This is a genomic window from Mesobacillus stamsii, assembly GCF_030814065.1.
Classification (GTDB): Bacteria; Bacillota; Bacilli; order Bacillales; family Cytobacillaceae; genus Mesobacillus; species Mesobacillus stamsii.
This window is the reverse complement of sequence record NZ_JAUSUN010000011.1, coordinates 74,859-91,966: the sequence shown is the minus strand read 5'-3', so window position 1 is coordinate 91,966 and position 17,108 is coordinate 74,859. Positions and strand designations below refer to the sequence as shown.

The 17,108-nt window shown below is 44.3% G+C and carries 19 protein-coding genes and 1 riboswitch; of the genes, 11 read left to right on the top strand and 8 right to left on the bottom strand.

The features are described 5' to 3' along the window. Positions 1 to 69 precede the first annotated feature (69 nt). Entirely contained in the window at positions 70 to 711 is a 642-nt protein-coding gene (locus tag J2S25_RS10880; protein WP_307191874.1) for a pyroglutamyl-peptidase I, read from the top strand. On the opposite strand, the gene rluF is transcribed toward J2S25_RS10880, so the two are convergent. From rluF to pepT, 3 genes are all read right to left on the bottom strand, one after another. Next, positions 690 to 1,397, bottom strand: a complete 708-nt coding sequence (gene rluF, locus J2S25_RS10875; protein ID WP_439117497.1) for a 23S rRNA pseudouridine(2604) synthase RluF — start codon at positions 1,395 to 1,397, stop codon at positions 690 to 692. The two genes, J2S25_RS10880 and rluF, sit on opposite strands and share 22 nt — an antisense overlap. Before the next feature lie 1,513 nt (positions 1,398 to 2,910). Next, complete coding sequence (locus J2S25_RS10870) at positions 2,911 to 3,834, bottom strand: ketopantoate reductase family protein (protein WP_307191872.1); 924 nt, start codon at positions 3,832 to 3,834, stop codon at positions 2,911 to 2,913. Between the two features lie 41 nt (positions 3,835 to 3,875). Continuing rightward, positions 3,876 to 5,108: a peptidase T gene (gene pepT / locus J2S25_RS10865; protein ID WP_307191871.1), complete on the bottom strand. Its 1,233-nt coding sequence runs from the start codon at positions 5,106 to 5,108 to the stop codon at positions 3,876 to 3,878. Between the two features lie 121 nt (positions 5,109 to 5,229). On the opposite strand from pepT, the gene J2S25_RS10860 reads away from it, so the two are divergent. The 8 genes from J2S25_RS10860 (at position 5,230) to J2S25_RS10825 (ending at position 10,898) form a co-directional block, all read left to right on the top strand. Then, the gene (locus J2S25_RS10860; protein WP_157841606.1) at positions 5,230 to 5,367 is read left to right on the top strand and encodes a DUF3951 domain-containing protein; all 138 of its coding nucleotides are present in this window, start codon (positions 5,230 to 5,232) and stop codon (positions 5,365 to 5,367) included. Further along, positions 5,360 to 5,512 carry a hypothetical protein gene (locus J2S25_RS10855; protein WP_198528147.1) on the top strand — a complete coding sequence of 51 codons (153 nt, stop codon included), beginning with the start codon at positions 5,360 to 5,362 and terminating at the stop codon, positions 5,510 to 5,512. The genes J2S25_RS10860 and J2S25_RS10855 overlap by 8 nt, the downstream gene beginning before the upstream one ends. A 60-nt stretch (positions 5,513 to 5,572) precedes the next feature. Then, a riboswitch (TPP riboswitch) is annotated at positions 5,573 to 5,682 on the top strand. A gap of 82 nt (positions 5,683 to 5,764) precedes the next feature. Continuing rightward, a complete protein-coding gene (locus J2S25_RS10850; RefSeq protein ID WP_307191870.1) occupies positions 5,765 to 6,526 on the top strand; it encodes a 3-oxoacyl-ACP reductase in 762 nt (253 codons plus the stop codon). A gap of 34 nt (positions 6,527 to 6,560) precedes the next feature. Continuing rightward, positions 6,561 to 7,376 (top strand): hydroxyethylthiazole kinase, encoded by an 816-nt coding sequence (thiM, locus tag J2S25_RS10845; RefSeq protein WP_307191869.1) that lies wholly within the window; start codon positions 6,561 to 6,563, stop codon positions 7,374 to 7,376. Beyond that, the gene (gene thiD / locus J2S25_RS10840) at positions 7,354 to 8,199 is read left to right on the top strand and encodes a bifunctional hydroxymethylpyrimidine kinase/phosphomethylpyrimidine kinase (protein WP_307191888.1); all 846 of its coding nucleotides are present in this window, start codon (positions 7,354 to 7,356) and stop codon (positions 8,197 to 8,199) included. The genes thiM and thiD overlap by 23 nt, the downstream gene beginning before the upstream one ends. After that, positions 8,187 to 8,843, top strand: a complete 657-nt coding sequence (gene thiE / locus J2S25_RS10835) for a thiamine phosphate synthase (protein ID WP_307191868.1) — start codon at positions 8,187 to 8,189, stop codon at positions 8,841 to 8,843. The genes thiD and thiE overlap by 13 nt, the downstream gene beginning before the upstream one ends. Beyond that, positions 8,840 to 9,355, top strand: coding sequence for an energy coupling factor transporter S component ThiW (gene thiW, locus J2S25_RS10830; protein WP_307191867.1), 516 nt, complete (start codon positions 8,840 to 8,842; stop codon positions 9,353 to 9,355). The genes thiE and thiW overlap by 4 nt, the downstream gene beginning before the upstream one ends. A 163-nt stretch (positions 9,356 to 9,518) precedes the next feature. Continuing rightward, positions 9,519 to 10,898: an amino acid permease gene (locus tag J2S25_RS10825; protein WP_307191866.1), complete on the top strand. Its 1,380-nt coding sequence runs from the start codon at positions 9,519 to 9,521 to the stop codon at positions 10,896 to 10,898. Between the two features lie 25 nt (positions 10,899 to 10,923). Here J2S25_RS10825 and trhA read toward each other — a convergent pair whose 3' ends face one another. Next, positions 10,924 to 11,571, bottom strand: coding sequence for a PAQR family membrane homeostasis protein TrhA (gene trhA / locus J2S25_RS10820; RefSeq protein ID WP_044390887.1), 648 nt, complete (start codon positions 11,569 to 11,571; stop codon positions 10,924 to 10,926). A 133-nt stretch (positions 11,572 to 11,704) separates the two neighbouring features. Between trhA and J2S25_RS10815 the strand changes: the two genes are divergently transcribed. Both J2S25_RS10815 and J2S25_RS10810 read left to right on the top strand, forming a co-directional pair. Continuing rightward, positions 11,705 to 12,289 (top strand): DUF1836 domain-containing protein, encoded by a 585-nt coding sequence (locus tag J2S25_RS10815; protein ID WP_044390889.1) that lies wholly within the window; start codon positions 11,705 to 11,707, stop codon positions 12,287 to 12,289. Between the two features lie 6 nt (positions 12,290 to 12,295). Beyond that, positions 12,296 to 12,526: an excisionase family DNA-binding protein gene (locus J2S25_RS10810; RefSeq protein ID WP_044390891.1), complete on the top strand. Its 231-nt coding sequence runs from the start codon at positions 12,296 to 12,298 to the stop codon at positions 12,524 to 12,526. A 36-nt stretch (positions 12,527 to 12,562) separates the two neighbouring features. On the opposite strand, the gene J2S25_RS10805 is transcribed toward J2S25_RS10810, so the two are convergent. The 4 genes from J2S25_RS10805 to J2S25_RS10790 form a co-directional block, all read right to left on the bottom strand. Further along, positions 12,563 to 14,209: a PAS domain-containing sensor histidine kinase gene (locus J2S25_RS10805; RefSeq protein WP_044390893.1), complete on the bottom strand. Its 1,647-nt coding sequence runs from the start codon at positions 14,207 to 14,209 to the stop codon at positions 12,563 to 12,565. A gap of 232 nt (positions 14,210 to 14,441) precedes the next feature. Continuing rightward, positions 14,442 to 14,564: a hypothetical protein gene (locus tag J2S25_RS10800; RefSeq protein ID WP_307191865.1), complete on the bottom strand. Its 123-nt coding sequence runs from the start codon at positions 14,562 to 14,564 to the stop codon at positions 14,442 to 14,444. 31 nt (positions 14,565 to 14,595) lie between these two features. Further along, positions 14,596 to 15,102, bottom strand: coding sequence for a GNAT family N-acetyltransferase (locus J2S25_RS10795; protein WP_307191864.1), 507 nt, complete (start codon positions 15,100 to 15,102; stop codon positions 14,596 to 14,598). 224 nt (positions 15,103 to 15,326) lie between these two features. After that, positions 15,327 to 16,976, bottom strand: a complete 1,650-nt coding sequence (locus J2S25_RS10790; protein ID WP_044390897.1) for a glutamine--tRNA ligase/YqeY domain fusion protein — start codon at positions 16,974 to 16,976, stop codon at positions 15,327 to 15,329. Between the last annotated feature and the right edge of the window lie 132 nt (positions 16,977 to 17,108).

Below are 17,108 nucleotides of genomic sequence, written 5' to 3'. Positions count from 1 at the left end.
TCTATGATTTCTGGTAATATAATATTGAAGTGTTTGTTTCGATTTTTTCTAAGAAGGTGGTGTTCATTCGTGAAAGTATTAATTTCAGGCTTTGAGCCGTTTGGGAAGATGAGTATAAATCCAACTGAAAAATTGCTGTTGGAAGCAGAGAGGTTTTCGCTGGAGAATGTGGAAATTGAAACGATTTTGCTGCCGGTTCAGTATGACAAATGTGCAGAAGAACTGATCAAAAAAATGGCGGAAGCCCAGCCCGATGTAGTGATTGCCTGTGGACTTGCTGCAGGCAGGACGGCAATCACCCCTGAGCGGATTGGAATCAATATAAAGGATACTGGTTCAGGCGATCCTTATCCTGATAATCGGGGAAATACTCCAATGGATGAGGTGATTGATGAGCAAAGTCCAGATGGCTTATTCTCAACATTGCCGAATCGATTAATCGAAAAGAAGCTGAAAGATCTGCAGATCCCGGCCGCCATTTCGAATAGTGCGGGTACATTTATCTGCAACAACACATTGTACGCCGTTTTGAATTATATCCGTAAACATAACCTGGCAATCAGCGCTGGATTTATCCATTTTCCGGCTTCGACAGAAATGTCTGCCCGTAATCCCTCTTTGCCATCCTTGCCACAGGAAGTGATGACACAGGCCTTGAAGGTAATTATCGAGACTTGTGCCCATCATCACTACCATTGCTTCGGTTCGTAATTCAAGTCGCTGAAAAGCTGCTGCTTCTCCTTTTTGCTCAGGTCACGCCATTGGCCGATCGGCAAATTGCCTAGATGGATGTTCATGATCCGAATGCGCTGCAGTCTGAGGACTTCGTAGCCAAGCGTTTCACACATGCGGCGGATTTGCCTGTTCAATCCTTGTGTGAGAGTGATATGAAATTCGTATTTTGACTGCTGGACGACTTTTGCAGGCAATGTTTTTGTTCCAAGAATCCTGACACCTTCAGACATCGCCTTGACAAATTCGGGAGTAATCGGCTTATCCACTGTTACAATATATTCTTTTTCATGCTTGTTCTCCGCCCTGAGGATTTCATTAACGATGTCGCCGTCGTTTGTAAGCAGGATCAGACCTTCTGAATCTTTATCAAGCCTACCAATGTTGAAAATCCTTAGCGGGTGGTTGACAAGATCAACGATGTTGCCCTTCACATTTCTTTCCGTAGTACTTGTGATGCCGACTGGTTTATTCAAGGCGATATATACATAGTTCTGCGACATCCTGATTTCTTCGCCACTAAGCTTGACGACATCACCTGGTTCAACCTGGCTGCCGATTTTTGCGATAGTGCCGTTAATTGTCACGCGTCCTTCTTCAATGAGACGGTCAGCGCCACGTCTGGATGTTTTTCCTGTTTCGCTGATGAATTTATTGATACGCAGGTTAATCCCACCCTTAAACAACTTAAATTATACAATTAAGAATATGCCACTCACAGAATATTTTCAAGCTTGGTCTCTATGAGCGGCAGCGGCTACGAAAAAATGTTCAGGTTTAGTGGGAAAAGGCGAAAAGCTGTTCGAACTAAGGTCAACTTCGGACAGGTTTTGGGGGAAAAGGGGAAAAGTAGTCCGAACTGGAGCGAACTTCGGACGGGTTTAGTGGGAAAAGGGGAAAAGTAGTCGGAACTAGAGCGAACTTCGGACAGGTTTTGGGGGAAAAGGGAAAAAGTGGTCCGAACTGGAGCCAACTTCGGACTACTTTTGCCGGAAAAGAAGAAAAGCGGTCCGAACTAAGGCGAACTTCGGACAGGTTTTGGGGGAAAAGAGGAAAAGTAGTCCGAACTAAGGCGAACTTCGGACTGGTTTTGGGGGAAAAGAGGAAAAGTAGTCCGAACTAGAGCGAACTTCGGACAGGTTTTGCCGGAAAAGAGGAAAAGTGGTCCGAACTAGGGCCAACTTCGGACAGGTTTTGCCGGAAAAGGGGAAAAGTAGTCCGAACTAAGGTCAACTTTGGACAGGTTTTGGGGGAAAAGAGGAAAAGTAGTCCGAACTAGAGCGAACTTCGGACAGGTTTTGGGGGAAAAGGGAAAAAGTGGTCCGAACTGGAGCCAACTTCGGACTACTTTTGCCGGAAAAGAAGAAAAGCGGTCCGAACTAAGGCGAACTTCGGACAGGTTTTGGGGGAAAAGAGGAAAAGTAGTCCGAACTAAGGCGAACTTCGGACTGGTTTAGTGGGAAAAGAGGGAAAGTGGTCCGAACTAGGGCCAACTTCGGACAGGTTTTGGGGGAAAAGAGAAAAAGTGGTCCGAACTGGAGCGAACTTCGGACAGGTTTTGGGGGAAAAGAGGAAAAGTGGTCCGAACTAGGGAGAACTTCGGACAGGTTTTGGTGGAAAAGAGGAAAAGTAGTCCGAACTAAGGCGAACTTCGGACAGGTTTAGCAGGAAAAGGGGAAAAGTAGTCCGAACTGGAGCAAACTTCGGACAGGTTTTGGTGGAAAAGGGGAAAAGTAGTCGGAACTAGAGCGAACTTCGGACTGGTTTTGGGGGAAAAGGGAAAAAGTGGTCCGAACTGGAGCCAACTTCGGACTGGTTTTGCCGGAAAAGAGGAAAAGTGGTCCGAACTAGAGCCAACTTCGGACAGGTTTTGGTGGAAAAGAGGAAAAGTGGTCCGAACTAGGGAGAACTTCGGACAGGTTTTGCCGGAAAAGGGGAAAAGCGGTCCGAACTAGGGCCAACTTCGGACAGGTTTAGTGGGAAAAGAGGAAAAGTGGTCCGAACTAGGGCCATCTTCGGACAGGTTTTGCCGGAAAAGAGGAAAAGTAGTCCGAACTAGAGCGAACTTCGGACAGGTTTAGCAGGAAAAGAGGAAAAACAGTCCGAACTGGAGCTATTCAGACTGCTTTTTTAAGAATTATCTCTTGTTGCGTTCGTTTTAAGGAATTATTAATCATTTCATGAGTGGAGCATTTTATCGTAAATATCAACATTCGCATAGACAGCGGACAGGGTAGGTGCCGCTGTTTGAAGGTCCGCTGCTTTCTTCAGCAAAAAGCCGAATAAGTGGTCTCCTTCTGTCGGGAGAGATTTTTCCATATCACGCTGAAGGGAGGATTTCATGCCGTCGCCAATATCGTTCAGCCTGTTCCATGTCGCATCCATAGCTCCTTCGGAAAGCGGGGCACCGATCGCTGTCATAATCTCGACAGTCTCATGCAGTAGGCGCTTGAGCGTATCGGCCCCCTGTGCTTGATCCCGAATGGGACCGATCGGAGACCTGAACAGGGAGGTGATGCCGCTTAATGGTGTGATGAATAGGTATTTTTGCCACATTTCCTGTTCGATTTTTTCCGAAAGACGGAAATTAGCCTTCGTACCTTCAAAAGTGGCTTGGAGCTGTAGAATTCTTTCTGAACGCTCGCCATTTCGTTCTCCAAAAATCAAATCCTGAACAGGGCTGGTTTGAATTACTTTTCCATTTTCATCCAGTGTTGTTTCGATAAAACAAAGTCCCCCGATCACCTTTTTCGATCCGAAAGCTTCGGATAAAGCATCGAGATGGGCTATCCCATTCAACAATGGAAGAATCATCGTCTTGTCGCCAACATAGGGACGGATGCTTTCAATAGCTCCATCGAGATGATAGGACTTAGTAGAAACGAGAATCACATCATATGGCTCTGGATGCGATCCCGATACAATTGTCTGTGGATCTGGAACATGCAAATCGCCATGGATGCTTGTAACAACGAGACCGTGCTCCTTAAGCTGCTTCTGTCTTTTTTCCCGCACAAGAAATGTCACGTTTGCTTCCATTTCCAGGAGCCTTCCGCCAAAATAACCGCCGATTGCGCCTGCACCAACAATTAATATTTTCAAATCTTTCAACCTCCTGAATATGCCAATTCCCTGATCTTGAATTAAGCCTTTGCTTCAAAAAGTGATGCGATTTCCACAATGGTTTCAACAGATTTGAGCATGTTATCCACAGAGATATATTCGAACCTTCCGTGAAAATTCTCGCCACCGGTAAAAATATTTGGTGTTGGCAAGCCCATATAGCTAAGCTGCGAACCGTCGGTGCCGCCGCGTATCGGTTTGACAATCGGTTTGATCCCGCGGTTCTCCATTGCCTCATACGCGATATCAACGATTTCTTTTACTGGCTCTATTTTATCCTTCATATTATAGTACTGGTCGTTCATTTCAAGCTTAACACGAGTTTCGCCGTAAGTAAGCATCAGTTCATTGGTGATTTTCTGCATCAACTCTTTGCGTGCCTGGAAGCTGTCACGATCAAAATCACGGATGATATAGGTCAGTGTTGTTTCCTCGACATCTCCATTAATCGAGATGAGGTGGAAGAAACCTTCATATCCTTCAGTATGTTCAGGCGCTTCTTCACTAGGAAGTTTGCTGTTGAATTCCATAGCGATTTTGGCTGAGTTCACCATTTTGCCTTTTGCCGTGCCTGGGTGGACGTTCTGTCCTTTAAAAGTTAGCTTAGCACTGGCGGCATTAAAGCTTTCATACTCTAGCTCGCCAAGTGGACCGCCGTCCACCGTGTAAGCAAATTCAGCATGAAACGCTTCTACATCAAATTTATGAGGCCCTCTGCCAATTTCCTCATCGGGAGTGAAAGCAACACGAATTTTGCCATGCTTGATTTCTGGGTGCTTGATCAAATAAGCCATTGCCGTCATGATTTCAGCAATTCCTGCTTTGTTGTCAGCCCCGAGAAGAGTTGTTCCATCTGTTGTTATCAAAGTATGGCCTTTATATTGAGGCAGTTCAGGAAAATCTGCTGGTGACAGAATGATATTCTGCTCCTTATTCAGGATGATTGGATTGCCATCAAAGTTTTCGATAACTTGAGGATGAACATTTTTTCCGGTAAAATCAGTAGCCGTATCAAGGTGCGCCAGGAAGCCGATTGTTGGAACTTCTTTAGCAGTATTGGCGGGGAGTGTCGCCATCACATAACCATTTTCATCAATCGTGACGTCCTCCATGCCGATTGACTTTAGTTCTTCCCCAAGCATATTAGCAAGGGTAAGCTGTCCTTCAGTCGACGGAGTTGACTCACTGTTTCCATTCGATTGGGTATCGATTTTTACATAAGAAGTAAATCTTTCTATTAACTCGGTTTTCATTGCTTTCATCTCCTATCCGTATGTATATTTTCATAGTAGCATAAATAACGAAAAACTCCACTTTAAAAAGAATGAAAATTCCATTTTTTGTTGTATAATACAAGAAAGGGGGCTGGACAGTGTGAGTTATGTTTTCACGTTTATTGTACTGTTTGTTGTGTTTTATTTGATTATGAAGGTCACCCGCTCAAGAAATTTCCCAAGCAATGATTACACTCCATTTGACAATTTAACCGAAGGGAAGAAGAAAGATGATTGATCTTGGCGTTGTGATTGTTTTGATGCTGTCACTCTGGTCCATTACGGTTACCCTAAAAAAATTGACTGCAAGTATTCTCCAAAAGCAGGATCAGCAACTCAAGCTTCTGGAAGAAATCAAGGATAAATTGAAAAATATTAGTTGATGAGCTCGACCCTTTACATATAAAGCAGAAAGAGTTACGATTAAAGGAACTGAATATTCCATGTTCTACTAGGGGCGCCCTGTTGCGGGCTGAGAGGAAGATGCTAAGTCTTTTAACCCTTCGGACCTGATCTGGGTAATACCAGCGTAGGAAAGTAGCGTGAGAGATGTTTTCTTACTTTGCTTTTAAGCCAGGTCCATTAGTTGGAGCTGGCTTTTTATATTTAGGCTAAAATTTTAGGGGGGTAAACGAATGGAAATCAAAGATCAAGTTGTGTTAGTAACTGGAGGCAGCCGTGGGCTTGGTGCCGAAACAGTAAAAGCTTTTGCAAGAGAAGGTGCGAAAGTTATTATTAACTATTTTCAAAACGAAGAAAAGGCAAGGAAGCTGGCAGAAACGATTGGGGAAAATGCACTCGCTGTCAGAGCAGATGTCAGAGATCCAGCGCAAGTTCAAAGCATGTTCCGGATGGCACAAGAGCATTATCGAACACCAGTAACAACGATCGTGAACAATGCGCTTGTCCACTTCAAATTTGACCCTGTAGCCAACAAGGATGCTTTTGCCGTTGGCTGGGCAGATTATCAACAGCAGTTTGAAGGAGCGGTCCGCGGTGCATTGAATACCATTCAAGCTGGGCTGCCAGATATGAAAGAAGCGAAATTTGGCAGAATCGTCAATATCGGCACGAATCTGTTCCAGAACCCGGTTGTCGCCTATCACGACTACACAACAAGCAAGGCGGCTTTGCTTGGATTCACGAGAAATATGGCGAATGATCTCGGCAAGTACGGGGTAACTGTCAATATGGTTTCTGGAGGGCTGCTAAAAATGACCGACGCAAGCTCTGCTACTTCGGATGAGGTATTCAAGCTGATCGAAGCATCAACACCGGTCCGAAAAGTTACTGATCCTGCTGAAGTTGCAGATTCGATTTTGTTTTTCGCCTCTCCATGGTCGCGTGCGGTAAATGGACAAAACCTGGTCGTAGATGGCGGCCTCGTAATGGATTAAAATTCGCAGCCTGAGGAATGGAGGAGGAATTTTTATGGAAAAACGAGAAATTGCTGGTTTGCTGGAAAAGGTGCGCAAGGAGAATCCGCTCATACATAACATCACCAATGTTGTGGTCACGAATTTTACTGCCAATGGGCTTCTTGCTTTGGGGGCATCGCCGGTGATGGCTTACGCACAGGAGGAAGTTGCCGAAATGGCAGGCATTGCGGGTAGCCTTGTGCTGAATATTGGGACATTGCTTCCTGAAATCGTCCAGTCGATGGTGATTGCCGGGAAGGCGGCAAATGAACAGGGAGTTCCTGTTATTTTTGATCCAGTCGGTGCCGGGGCAACTGCTTATCGAACCGAGACAGCAAGAAGGTTGATGGAAGAACTGGAGATTGCAATTATTAGAGGAAATGCTGCAGAAATTGCCAATGTTGCTGGGGAGAACTGGAGCATCCGCGGTGTTGATTCTGGGGAGATTGCCGGAGATGTTTTCAAGCTTGCCGTTTCCGCTGCTAAAAAGCTCGAGACCATCGTCGTGGTTACAGGCAAAGACGATATTGTTACGGATGGTCGTTCAGCATTTGTGATCCATAATGGGCATTCCATCCTGACCAGGGTGACGGGAACAGGCTGTCTGCTAACATCGGTCATTGGTGCTTTTGCGGCCGTTGAAAAAGATTTGCTTAAGGCTGCAGCAGCGGCGGTAACCACCTATGGAGTGGCAGCCGAAATCGCTGCAGAAAAATATGCAGACCGTGGACCCGGGAGTTTCCAAACTGAATTTTTGAACCAGCTATACCTTATCAATGAAGAAGATATTAGCAGCAAAAGTAAGTATGAGAAGCAGGGGGCTGATTGATGTGAAAAGAGCGATGACAATTGCAGGTTCGGACAGCGGCGGTGGCGCCGGAATCCAGGCTGACTTGAAAACATTCCAGGAATTAAAGGTATTTGGCACGTCGGCATTGACGGCTGTTACCGCGCAAAATACGCTTGGTGTTCAGGGGGTTTTTCCAATGGAGCCAGAAGCGGTAGCCAGTCAGATTCAATCAGTGGGAGAGGACATTGGAACGGATGCCTTGAAAACGGGAATGCTTTTTAATGCGGGAATTATTCAAGCGGTATCGGAAAAAATAAAGCAATTCGGCTGGGAAAAAGTCGTTGTCGATCCTGTCATGATTGCGAAAGGAGGAGCCTCTCTGCTCCAGCAAGAGGCTGTTTCAGCCTTAAAAAACCAGCTGCTTCCGCTCTGTCTGATCATCACTCCCAATATTCCTGAAGCTGAGGTGCTGACAGGTATGTCCATTCGCAGTATGGATGACAAAAAAGAAGCGGCCAAACGAATCCATGCCCTTGGCGTAAAAAATATTGTGATAAAAGGCGGGCATGATACGGAAACTAACGAATCTGTTGATATCCTTTTTGATGGCAAGGAATTTGTATTCTTCTCCACGCCAAGAATTGAAACGAATAACACCCATGGTACAGGCTGCACTTTTTCAGCGGCGATTACCGCACAGCTTGCAAAAGGGTCTTCGGTTCGTGAAGCGGTTTCCATTGCGAAGGAGTTCATTCAGGCCGCTATTGCCAATCCGCTGGGCATCGGAAATGGGCACGGGCCGACAAATCATTGGGCTTTCAATAGCAAAACGGAAAGCGGGGTCATCTCATGGCAAGAGTAAGTCCTGACCAAATGAGAAGCTTGCTGAAGGTTTACTTTATCGCAGGCAGCACGAATTGTATCGAGGATCCTGTAAAAGTGCTGGAAGACGCGATTCGCGGAGGGATTACGATTTTTCAGTATCGAGAAAAAGGCGAAGGCTGCCTCGTGGATAAGGAAAAGCTTGCCCTAGGCAGAAGGCTGCAACAGGCTTGCAAGGAGAATGGAATCCCTTTCCTTGTAAACGACGATTTGGAACTAGCATTGGAGCTTGATGCAGATGGCGTCCATATCGGCCAGGAGGATGAAGATGCCGCACGGGTTCGAGAAAAAATTGGCGATAAGATTCTTGGGGTATCGGTCCACAATCTAGAGGAAGCGGAAAAAGCGATACAATCAGGCGCTGATTATTTCGGAGTCGGTCCGATTTTTCCAACGGCAACTAAGAAGGATGCAGGAGCGGTCCAGGGAACAGCTATGATCGAAGAGTTAAAAGGCTTTGGCATACCAATTGTCGGAATCGGCGGGATAAATGCGCATAATGCAGAGATGGTAATGGAGGCTGGTGCAGATGGCGTTTCAGTGATCACAGCGATCAGCCATGCCAAGGATGTAAGGACAGCAGCAACGCAATTAAGCGAAAAAGTCAAGGGAGGCCAAGCATGAGACATACTCAAAAGCTTACCCTCACTGCAATGATGATGGCAATTGGAACATTGACAAGTCATATGCTGTTTATTCCGCTTGGAATCGTGAAGGTGTTTCCAGTGCAGCATTTCATCAATGTATTATCGGCTGTACTGCTGGGACCATATTATGCCGTTTTTCAGGCATTTGGCATTTCTTTGCTCAGGAATGTTATGGGGACCGGATCGATCTTTGCGTTTCCTGGCAGCATGATCGGTGCTTTTCTAGCTGCCTATTTGTATAAAAAAACGGCGAAAGTCGGCTTTGCGTTCGCAGGAGAAGTAGTTGGCACCGGGATCATTGGCGCGATTGCCAGCTATCCGATTGCCACATTGTTTCTTGGCAGAGAGGCCGCGTTGTTTGGTATGGTACCGGCATTTTTCGCCAGCACACTTGTCGGTTCGGCACTTGGTTTTGTGCTTTTGAAAGTGTTTATGAAAAATGCAGCAGGATCGATAGGAGTTGAGCAGCAAACCGCTGTCAAAGAATAAAATCATCTGCCTTTTCGGCCATCCGTTGGTTGAAAAGGTATATTTTTGTGAAAAAATGTTTTTCGTGGTAAAATTGCGAAGAAAATTTTTTAAGAATAGTAATTTTCTAATAAAGAGGCGAGATGCGTACATCACCAAGATTCTTGAAACGAGGGCAGACAGTATGGATAAAACACAAGAGAATGAATTGCACCGAGGTTTAGAGCAAAGGCATGTTACACTGATGGCTTTAGGGGCAGCAATCGGAGTCGGACTGTTCTTGGGATCAGCGACTGCCATTCAGCTGGCGGGTCCAGGGATTCTGCTCGGATATGCGTTCAGCGGGATGATCATGTTTTTTATTATGAGAGCACTCGGAGAAATGGCAATCCAAAATCCGGTTGCCGGATCCTTCAGTAAATATGCCAGGGATTTTCTAGGGCCGCTGGCAGGGTTTATTACAGGATGGAATTATTGGTTTTTATGGATTGTAACCGGCATGGCGGAAATTACTGCAGTCGGGATATACATGGAATACTGGTTCCCAGATATTCCGCGCTGGATTTGGGCGCTGGCTGCGCTAGTGATCATGGCCTCCGTCAATTTCCTGGCGGTGAAAGCATATGGAGAACTTGAATTTTGGTTTGCGCTAATCAAAATTGTAACGATTTTAGCGATGATTGCCTCAGGAGTCGGCATGATTATTTGGGGATTCGGCAATGGTGGAATTCCAACTGGGATTCAAAATTTATGGGTGAATGGCGGCTTTTTTCCTAACGGGGTTCAAGGTGTGCTATTAGCACTGCAAATGGTCATGTTTGCCTACCTTGGAATCGAGATGATTGGCGTTACCGCTGGTGAAGTCAAGAACCCTGAGAAAACGCTTTCCAGAGCGATTGATTCAGTGTTCTGGCGCATTCTGATCTTCTATGTCGGGGCATTGTTTGTGATTATGTCCATTTTTCCATGGAATGAGATTGGAGAAAAGGGAAGTCCGTTTGTTCTTACTTTTGAACAATTAGGAATTCCTGCAGCAGCTGGCATTATCAATTTCGTCGTGCTGACTGCAGCATTATCATCCTGCAATAGCGGGATTTTTAGCACAGGTCGAATGCTGTTCAACCTTGCCAACCACGGAGAAGCGCCACAAAAATTTAGCAAGCTGACAAAGAACGGGGTTCCGGGATATGCTATTTTCGCATCAGCTGGGGTATTGCTGGTTGGAGTCGCCTTAAACTATGTCGTCCCCGCAAAAGTTTTTGCCTGGGTGACTAGTATTGCAACTTTTGGCGCGATTTGGACTTGGGCAATCATTCTCCTTTCGCAAATACGTTCCCGCAAAAACATGAGCAAAAATGAAGTGGACAAGCTGAAATATAAGCTGCCACTGTTTCCGTACACATCTTATTTATCTTTGGCATTTCTCGCTTTTGTTATCGTGTTGATGGCTTTCAGCCCTGACACAAGAATTGCGATTATCATCGGCCCGCTCTGGCTGGTGCTATTAATCGGCGTTTACTACGCGAAAGGTTTTCATAAAAAAGAGCAAGAAAGGCAAAAGTAAAAATGCGCCATATTTGGCGCATTTTTTATATAACATAAAAATAGACACTGATAAAATGGGAAAGGGTTCCGAGCAAGATGAATATGTGAAATATTTCATGAAAACCAAGATACTTTGAGCGAAGGAAATTAGGTTTAAACGCATAAATAACGCCTCCGATGGTGTAGAAGATCCCACCAGCTACAAGCGCGTAAATCCCTCCAGGACTTACTATCGAGGAGAGAGGAGCGATTGCGAAAACCATTATCCAGCCCATAATGAGGTATATGGAGGTGGAAAGCCATCTCGGACTCCTGAACCAGATCATTTTGAACAAAATCCCAGACAAAGCAGCAACAGTGATGATGCCAAAAAGCAGCCAGCCAGTTGTTCCATTTAAGCTGATCAGGCAAAAAGGGGCATAGGTTCCGGCAATTAGTACAAAAATCATCGAATGGTCTAATTTTCGAAGAAAGGCAATGATGCTTGGTCTGCTAATGACCATATGGTAGGTGGCTGATGCCGTATACAAAAGGATCATGCTCAATCCAAAAATGGTTACGGATGTGATCGTTTGTGGCGAACCGGTTGTGATAGAAGCCTTGATGACGAGTGCAAGTAGCCCAGCGAAGGATAGCAAAGCACCGGCCAGATGAGTAAGTCCATTGATTGGTTCGCGGATGTAGCTATTCATAGTATAACCTCCATATCGCTTTAAGTAGTTTTAATAACTACTTATAATAATATTACCATAACGACAAGTAGTCAAGGTTTACGTCTATCTTTTTTTGCCTTATAATAATAATAAAAAATACGAGGGATTTAAATTGAATCATTTAGCCAGCCTGCTTGCCGAGCTTGATCTTAGCAGCCGTATCGCGCTTGAAGACATTCCGGAAATTGATTTATATATGGATCAAGTCATCCAGTTGTTTGAAAAAAAATACGGCAGTTCAACAAGAAATAAAGAAGATAAAGTCCTGACGAAAACAATGATCAACAACTATGCGAAGGGAAAGTTATTCTTTCCAGTTAAAAATAAAAAGTATTCAAGGGAACAGCTGATCCTGATCAGTTTGATTTACCAGCTAAAAGGCGGCCTGTCCATCCAGGATATCAAACAGACACTTGAAGGCATCAACCAGAGGACTGAGTCTGGACAATTCGAATTGAACAAGTTTTATCAAAGCTATTTAAAGCTGCATGAAAAGAATATCGAGATTTTTAACGAGGACGTTCTAAAAACGGAACAAGATGTTAAACACGAAGTAAAGATGCTCGAGGCGGATGAACCAGAAGAACTAGAAACAATATTATTGATCGTATCATTGATCAATATCAGCAATTTTTATAGAAAAACAGCTGAGAAGCTAGTCGATCAGCTTGCAGCCAAAAAAGTAAAAAAGGACTGAACTGTTTTGTACTTGACTATAAAAGAAGCGGCAGAATACTTATCGATCCCTGAGGCACAGGTGGAGAACCTAATCTTTCAGCGGAAAATCAGAGCCATCCACGATGGGGAGCAATATTTACTCAATAAAGACCAATTCAATACCCATCTGAAGCAGATGGAGACATATAAAAAGTTGGTACAAGAGATCATGAATGAACCAGTGCCTGATGACATCGACATCAAGGATGAAGATTAAAAAACGCGAAAGGTAGATTCCTCTCGCGTTTTTCCTTTAGTCGTTTTTCACTTTTTCTCCATGCTTGATTGGCAATTGGACAGTAACCTCTGTCCCTTTTTCCGGCTCGCTGCTGAATTTAATGGTCCCGTTATGGGTTTGGACAATTTTGAAGCTGACGGTCATTCCAAGTCCAGTTCCTTTTTCCTTAGAGGAATAAAACGGCTCGCCGATTCTTTCAATCAATTCTTTCGAAATCCCGATGCCATAGTCCTTGACCTTGATGACGACATGAGTATCAAACCTCTCCAGAGTGATCAAGACCGCATCTCCACCAGTAGAAGCTTCAATTGCATTTTTGACAATGTTGATGAATAGCTGTTTGAGTTGGTTCGGTTCACATTCAATCAAGACAGGATCGTCTTTTAACTCAAATTCCATTTGAATATTATGGAGGCTTGCCTCTGTTTTTAACAAGGAAATGACATCGTGAAGAATCATCTGCAAATCTGCTTCTGTATATTTGATTTGCTGCGGTTTCGCCAACAGGAGTAGTTCACTGACAATGTAATTGATCCGGTTCAGTTCATCGATCATTATTTGATAGTAAAGCTGGTGCTTCTCATCCTCCATTTGAAGCAATTGAACGAGTCCTTTTAAGGAAGTGAGCGGATTGCGGATTTCGTGAGCAACGCTTGCGGATAACTCGCCTACGACAGACAGCTTGTCCGTACGGCGCAAGCGCTCCTCTGTTTCGCGAAGCTCTGTGACATCCCGGGAATTGCAGATGATCCCTGCAATTTTTTCGTTGACGATAATTGGAAGAGAAGTGCTTTGGAAAATGAGCGTTTTCCCAGTTTCATGCTTGAACTCATGCTCAAACATTTGCGGGCTGCGGTTTTCAACTACACTCGCTACCTTTTCCAAAACCTTCTGTCTATAGGAAGTTGGAATCAAGTCTGCATATTTTCCCCCGGTATATTCATCCTGGCTGAATCCAGTTATTTTTTCGAACTGAGGATTCATATTGGTGATTGTTCCATTCAAATCTAGCATCGAAACGATATCTGGACTGTATTCAAACAAGGACCGGTATTGCTGCCGGCTTTCTTCAAGCAGAGTTTCAACATTTTTTCGTTCGGTAATGTCCCGGCCAATAATAACAAGCCCCTGACGGCTGCCATCATCATGAAAGAGAGGGACTTTAATTGTATCAAATGTTTTGACGGATCCATCTGGCTGGGGCAAAATTTCCTCGATATGAGTGATTCCACCTGCTTTCCAGGCCGCTTCATCGGAAATCTCGCAATATGTTAGCACATCGCTGAAATGGCTGCTATACTCTGCCAGGTCTGAATCCGTTTTGCCTCTATAGTCTACGTTCTCTATGTTAAATAGTTTTAATCCAAAATCATTGGCCTGGATCCACCGGCCTTCTCCATCTTTGAAAATAACGAAATCCACCATTGAATTGATCAGAGTAGAAAGTCGCTTTTCTTCTTCTTTTGAAGCGCTAAGTTCTTCCATTTTCGAGATGAAATAATAGAAAAACCATCCTGCAAGCAAAACGTAAAGAAACTCCTTCAAGTGCTCGATCATCTCAACAAAATCTGAAGGGGCGTATAAACTGAGCAGATAGTTTGTCCCATAAATCCAGACTATGCTGAGAATGAAAAACATAAGAACATATTGCTGTTTTTTCATATTTGACTCCTAAATAAGCAGAAAAGCCTGCATGATTTCAAAAAATGTTGCCAATCTATCATAGCACAATTTCTTCTATTTTTATGAATAAAAATGAACCAAAGCCTTTTCTAGTTTGGAGGAAAAGAAACAAAAAAATACCACTTGTTTTATAAGTGGTGTAGCGATTATCAGGAAATTCTTCTCTGCTTTCAAATCTGCTCGTCCTAAGCACCGCCATTTAGCATGGATGCTAATCAATATCCGGCTTAAATCCAATCAATTTCGCTTTTTTATCAGCCTGAGGATTGGTGTCTGGGAAAGAAATGACGGATGTGATATAGTCCCAGCGCAGAAATAGATGGGTAGTGCACATCTCTTCCACCTGGTCTTAGGAAGGAATAGGACTATAAAAATAACACCATTAAATTGTCATCATAATAGGTCCCCTCAATTCTCATGGCATTTTTCTCAATTCCATATGCTTTGAAACCAAGAGAAGCATAAAGTTTTTTAGCGGGTTCATTGCTAGAAGTCACCGTGAGATGGATCTGTTCCACGCTGTTTAATTGTGTTGCTTGTTGAATCGCTGTTTTTACGAGTGCCTTGCCAATGCCTCTGATACGCTGGGAGGGAGTCACATACATGGCAAAAATATTTGCTTTGTGCTTTAGCTTAACTTTCCCCTCTGGAACGAGTGTAACAACCCCAACCAGCTGGTCTTCGTCAAACGCACCAAATGTATAAGTAAGTGCGTTTTCTAGTCTTTCCCTGTAATGTGCCGCTTCGTTACCATTTTCATCTTCAAAACTGGAGCTGAAGGATTCAGGATTCTTCAGTAAGGCCTCAAGACGAAGGGTTCGATAACTCTCTGCGTCCTCACCTGTTAATTTTCGAATTTCCAAACTACTCACCTCATCTAAATTGATTGCTATACTTTACTTCTATATGAAGAGGAGATATCCTTTTTATAATCTTGACAGGTTTGGGGTTAAACAGGGGAAAGTTGTCAAAATCGAATCAGTGCTATGTCAGCTTTAAAGGAAAACCCCACCGCTGTACAGACTCGCTAACATTTATAACCACAAAAAAACCTCCCTGGAATCGTACACCCATGGGAGGCCAAATTATCAACAGATTAAAGTTTAAACGAGCTCTTAAGCGATACAATTCGATTAAAGACTTTCTTATCTGCTGTGGTGTGCTTCGGATCGACGTTGAAGTAGCCGTGACGGAAGAACTGGAATTTGTCTTGCTTTTGTGCGTCCCTCATGTTGGGCTCGATAAAGCCGTTCAGGATTTCCAAAGATTTTTCATTTACCTGATCAAGGAAGGAAATGTTCTCGCCTTCTTCTGCTTCATCATCAAGGATCAGTGGCTCATACAGGCGGAATTCTGCAGGAAGGGCATGTGTTGCTTCCACCCAGTGCAGTGTCCCTTTAACTTTTCGGCCAGTGAAACCGGATCCGCTCTTGGTCTCAGGGTCGTAAGTGCAGTGAAGCTCGACGACTTCGCCATTTTCGTTCTTGATGACGTCATTGCATTTGATGAAATAAGCATGCTTCAGACGGACCTCGTTGCCAGGGAAGAGTCGGAAGTACTTGGCGGGCGGATTTTCCATAAAATCATCCTGCTCCACATAAATCTCGCGGGAGAATGGAATCATGCGTGTGCCCATTTCTGGATTTTCCGGGTTAATATCGGCATCAAGCCATTCAACTTCACCTTCAGGATAGTTAGTAATAACAACTTTTAAAGGACGAAGTATAGCCATCGTTCGAGGTGCCTTCAGCTTTAGATCTTCACGGACAAAATGCTCGAGCATTTGGGCGTCAACTGTAGAATACCCTTTGGAAACTCCTGCCGCTTTTATGAATTCACGGATTGCTTCTGGTGTGAAACCACGCCTTCTCAAACCGGAGATTGTTGGCAGACGTGGGTCATCCCAGCCATCGACAAACTTTTCTTCCACCAGCTGCCTCAGTTTGCGCTTGCTCATAACGGTGTTTGTCAAGTTCAGGCGACCGAACTCAATTTGCCGCGGAGTTGCTTCCATTTCGGTTTCACGGACAACCCAATCGTAAAGTGGCCGCTGGTCCTCAAACTCGGTAGTGCACAAGCTGTAGGTAACGCCTTCGATAGCATCCTCAATCGGATGGGCAAATGCGTACATTGGATAGATACACCACTTATCCCCAGTATTATGATGGGTCGCATGCGAAATTCGATAGATAACTGGATCGCGCAGGTTGATATTCGGTGAAGACATGTCAATCTTGGCACGCAATACTTTTTCCCCATTGGCAAATTCGCCATTCTTCATGCGTTCAAACAGTTCAAGATTCTCTTCCACTGAACGATCGCGATAGGGACTTTCCTTGCCAGGCTCCGAAAGGGTCCCGCGGTATTCGCGGATTTCATCGGCCGATAAATCATCGACATATGCCAAACCTTTTTTAATCAAAAGGACAGCACGGTCATACATTTCATCGAAGTAGTCAGATGCAAAGAACAAGCCTTCCCATTCATACCCAAGCCATTCGACGTCTTCCTTGATAGCATCGACGTATTCCTGGTCTTCTTTCAGCGGATTCGTGTCATCGAAACGAAGGTTTGTCCTGCCGCCGAACTCATCTGCGAGCCCAAAATTAATGACAATCGATTTTGCGTGTCCGATATGTAGGTATCCGTTTGGTTCTGGAGGGAATCGGGTCACGACTTTATCCCGCTTGCCGCTCTTCAAATCTTCCTTAATAATCGTTCTTAAAAAATTCGAGTTCTCTTCCAATTGAATCAGCCTTTCCTTTGATCAGTCCTTATACTTATTTTAATGATTACCATACTATATTTCCACTGAACTATATAGTAATAAGAAAAAAGCGGAAAAACAAGAGGTGATCGAAAAAAGGTTCATCTGGAT

Bases quoted from the DNA above. Each gene is read 5' to 3' on its own strand.
- thiM (WP_307191869.1), top strand. From the start codon at position 6,561: ATGGAAAAACGAGAAATTGCTGGTTTGCTGGAAAAGGTGCGCAAGGAG.
- J2S25_RS10825 (WP_307191866.1), top strand. From the start codon at position 9,519: ATGGATAAAACACAAGAGAATGAATTGCACCGAGGTTTAGAGCAAAGG.
- trhA (WP_044390887.1), bottom strand. From the start codon at position 11,571: ATGAATAGCTACATCCGCGAACCAATCAATGGACTTACTCATCTGGCC.
- J2S25_RS10800 (WP_307191865.1), bottom strand. From the start codon at position 14,564: ATGTGCACTACCCATCTATTTCTGCGCTGGGACTATATCACATCCGTC.
- J2S25_RS10855 (WP_198528147.1), top strand. From the start codon at position 5,360: ATGATTGATCTTGGCGTTGTGATTGTTTTGATGCTGTCACTCTGGTCC.
- pepT (WP_307191871.1), bottom strand. From the start codon at position 5,108: ATGAAAACCGAGTTAATAGAAAGATTTACTTCTTATGTAAAAATCGAT.
- thiE (WP_307191868.1), top strand. From the start codon at position 8,187: ATGGCAAGAGTAAGTCCTGACCAAATGAGAAGCTTGCTGAAGGTTTAC.
- J2S25_RS10805 (WP_044390893.1), bottom strand. From the start codon at position 14,209: ATGAAAAAACAGCAATATGTTCTTATGTTTTTCATTCTCAGCATAGTC.
- thiW (WP_307191867.1), top strand. From the start codon at position 8,840: ATGAGACATACTCAAAAGCTTACCCTCACTGCAATGATGATGGCAATT.
- J2S25_RS10850 (WP_307191870.1), top strand. From the start codon at position 5,765: ATGGAAATCAAAGATCAAGTTGTGTTAGTAACTGGAGGCAGCCGTGGG.
- thiD (WP_307191888.1), top strand. From the start codon at position 7,354: ATGAGAAGCAGGGGGCTGATTGATGTGAAAAGAGCGATGACAATTGCA.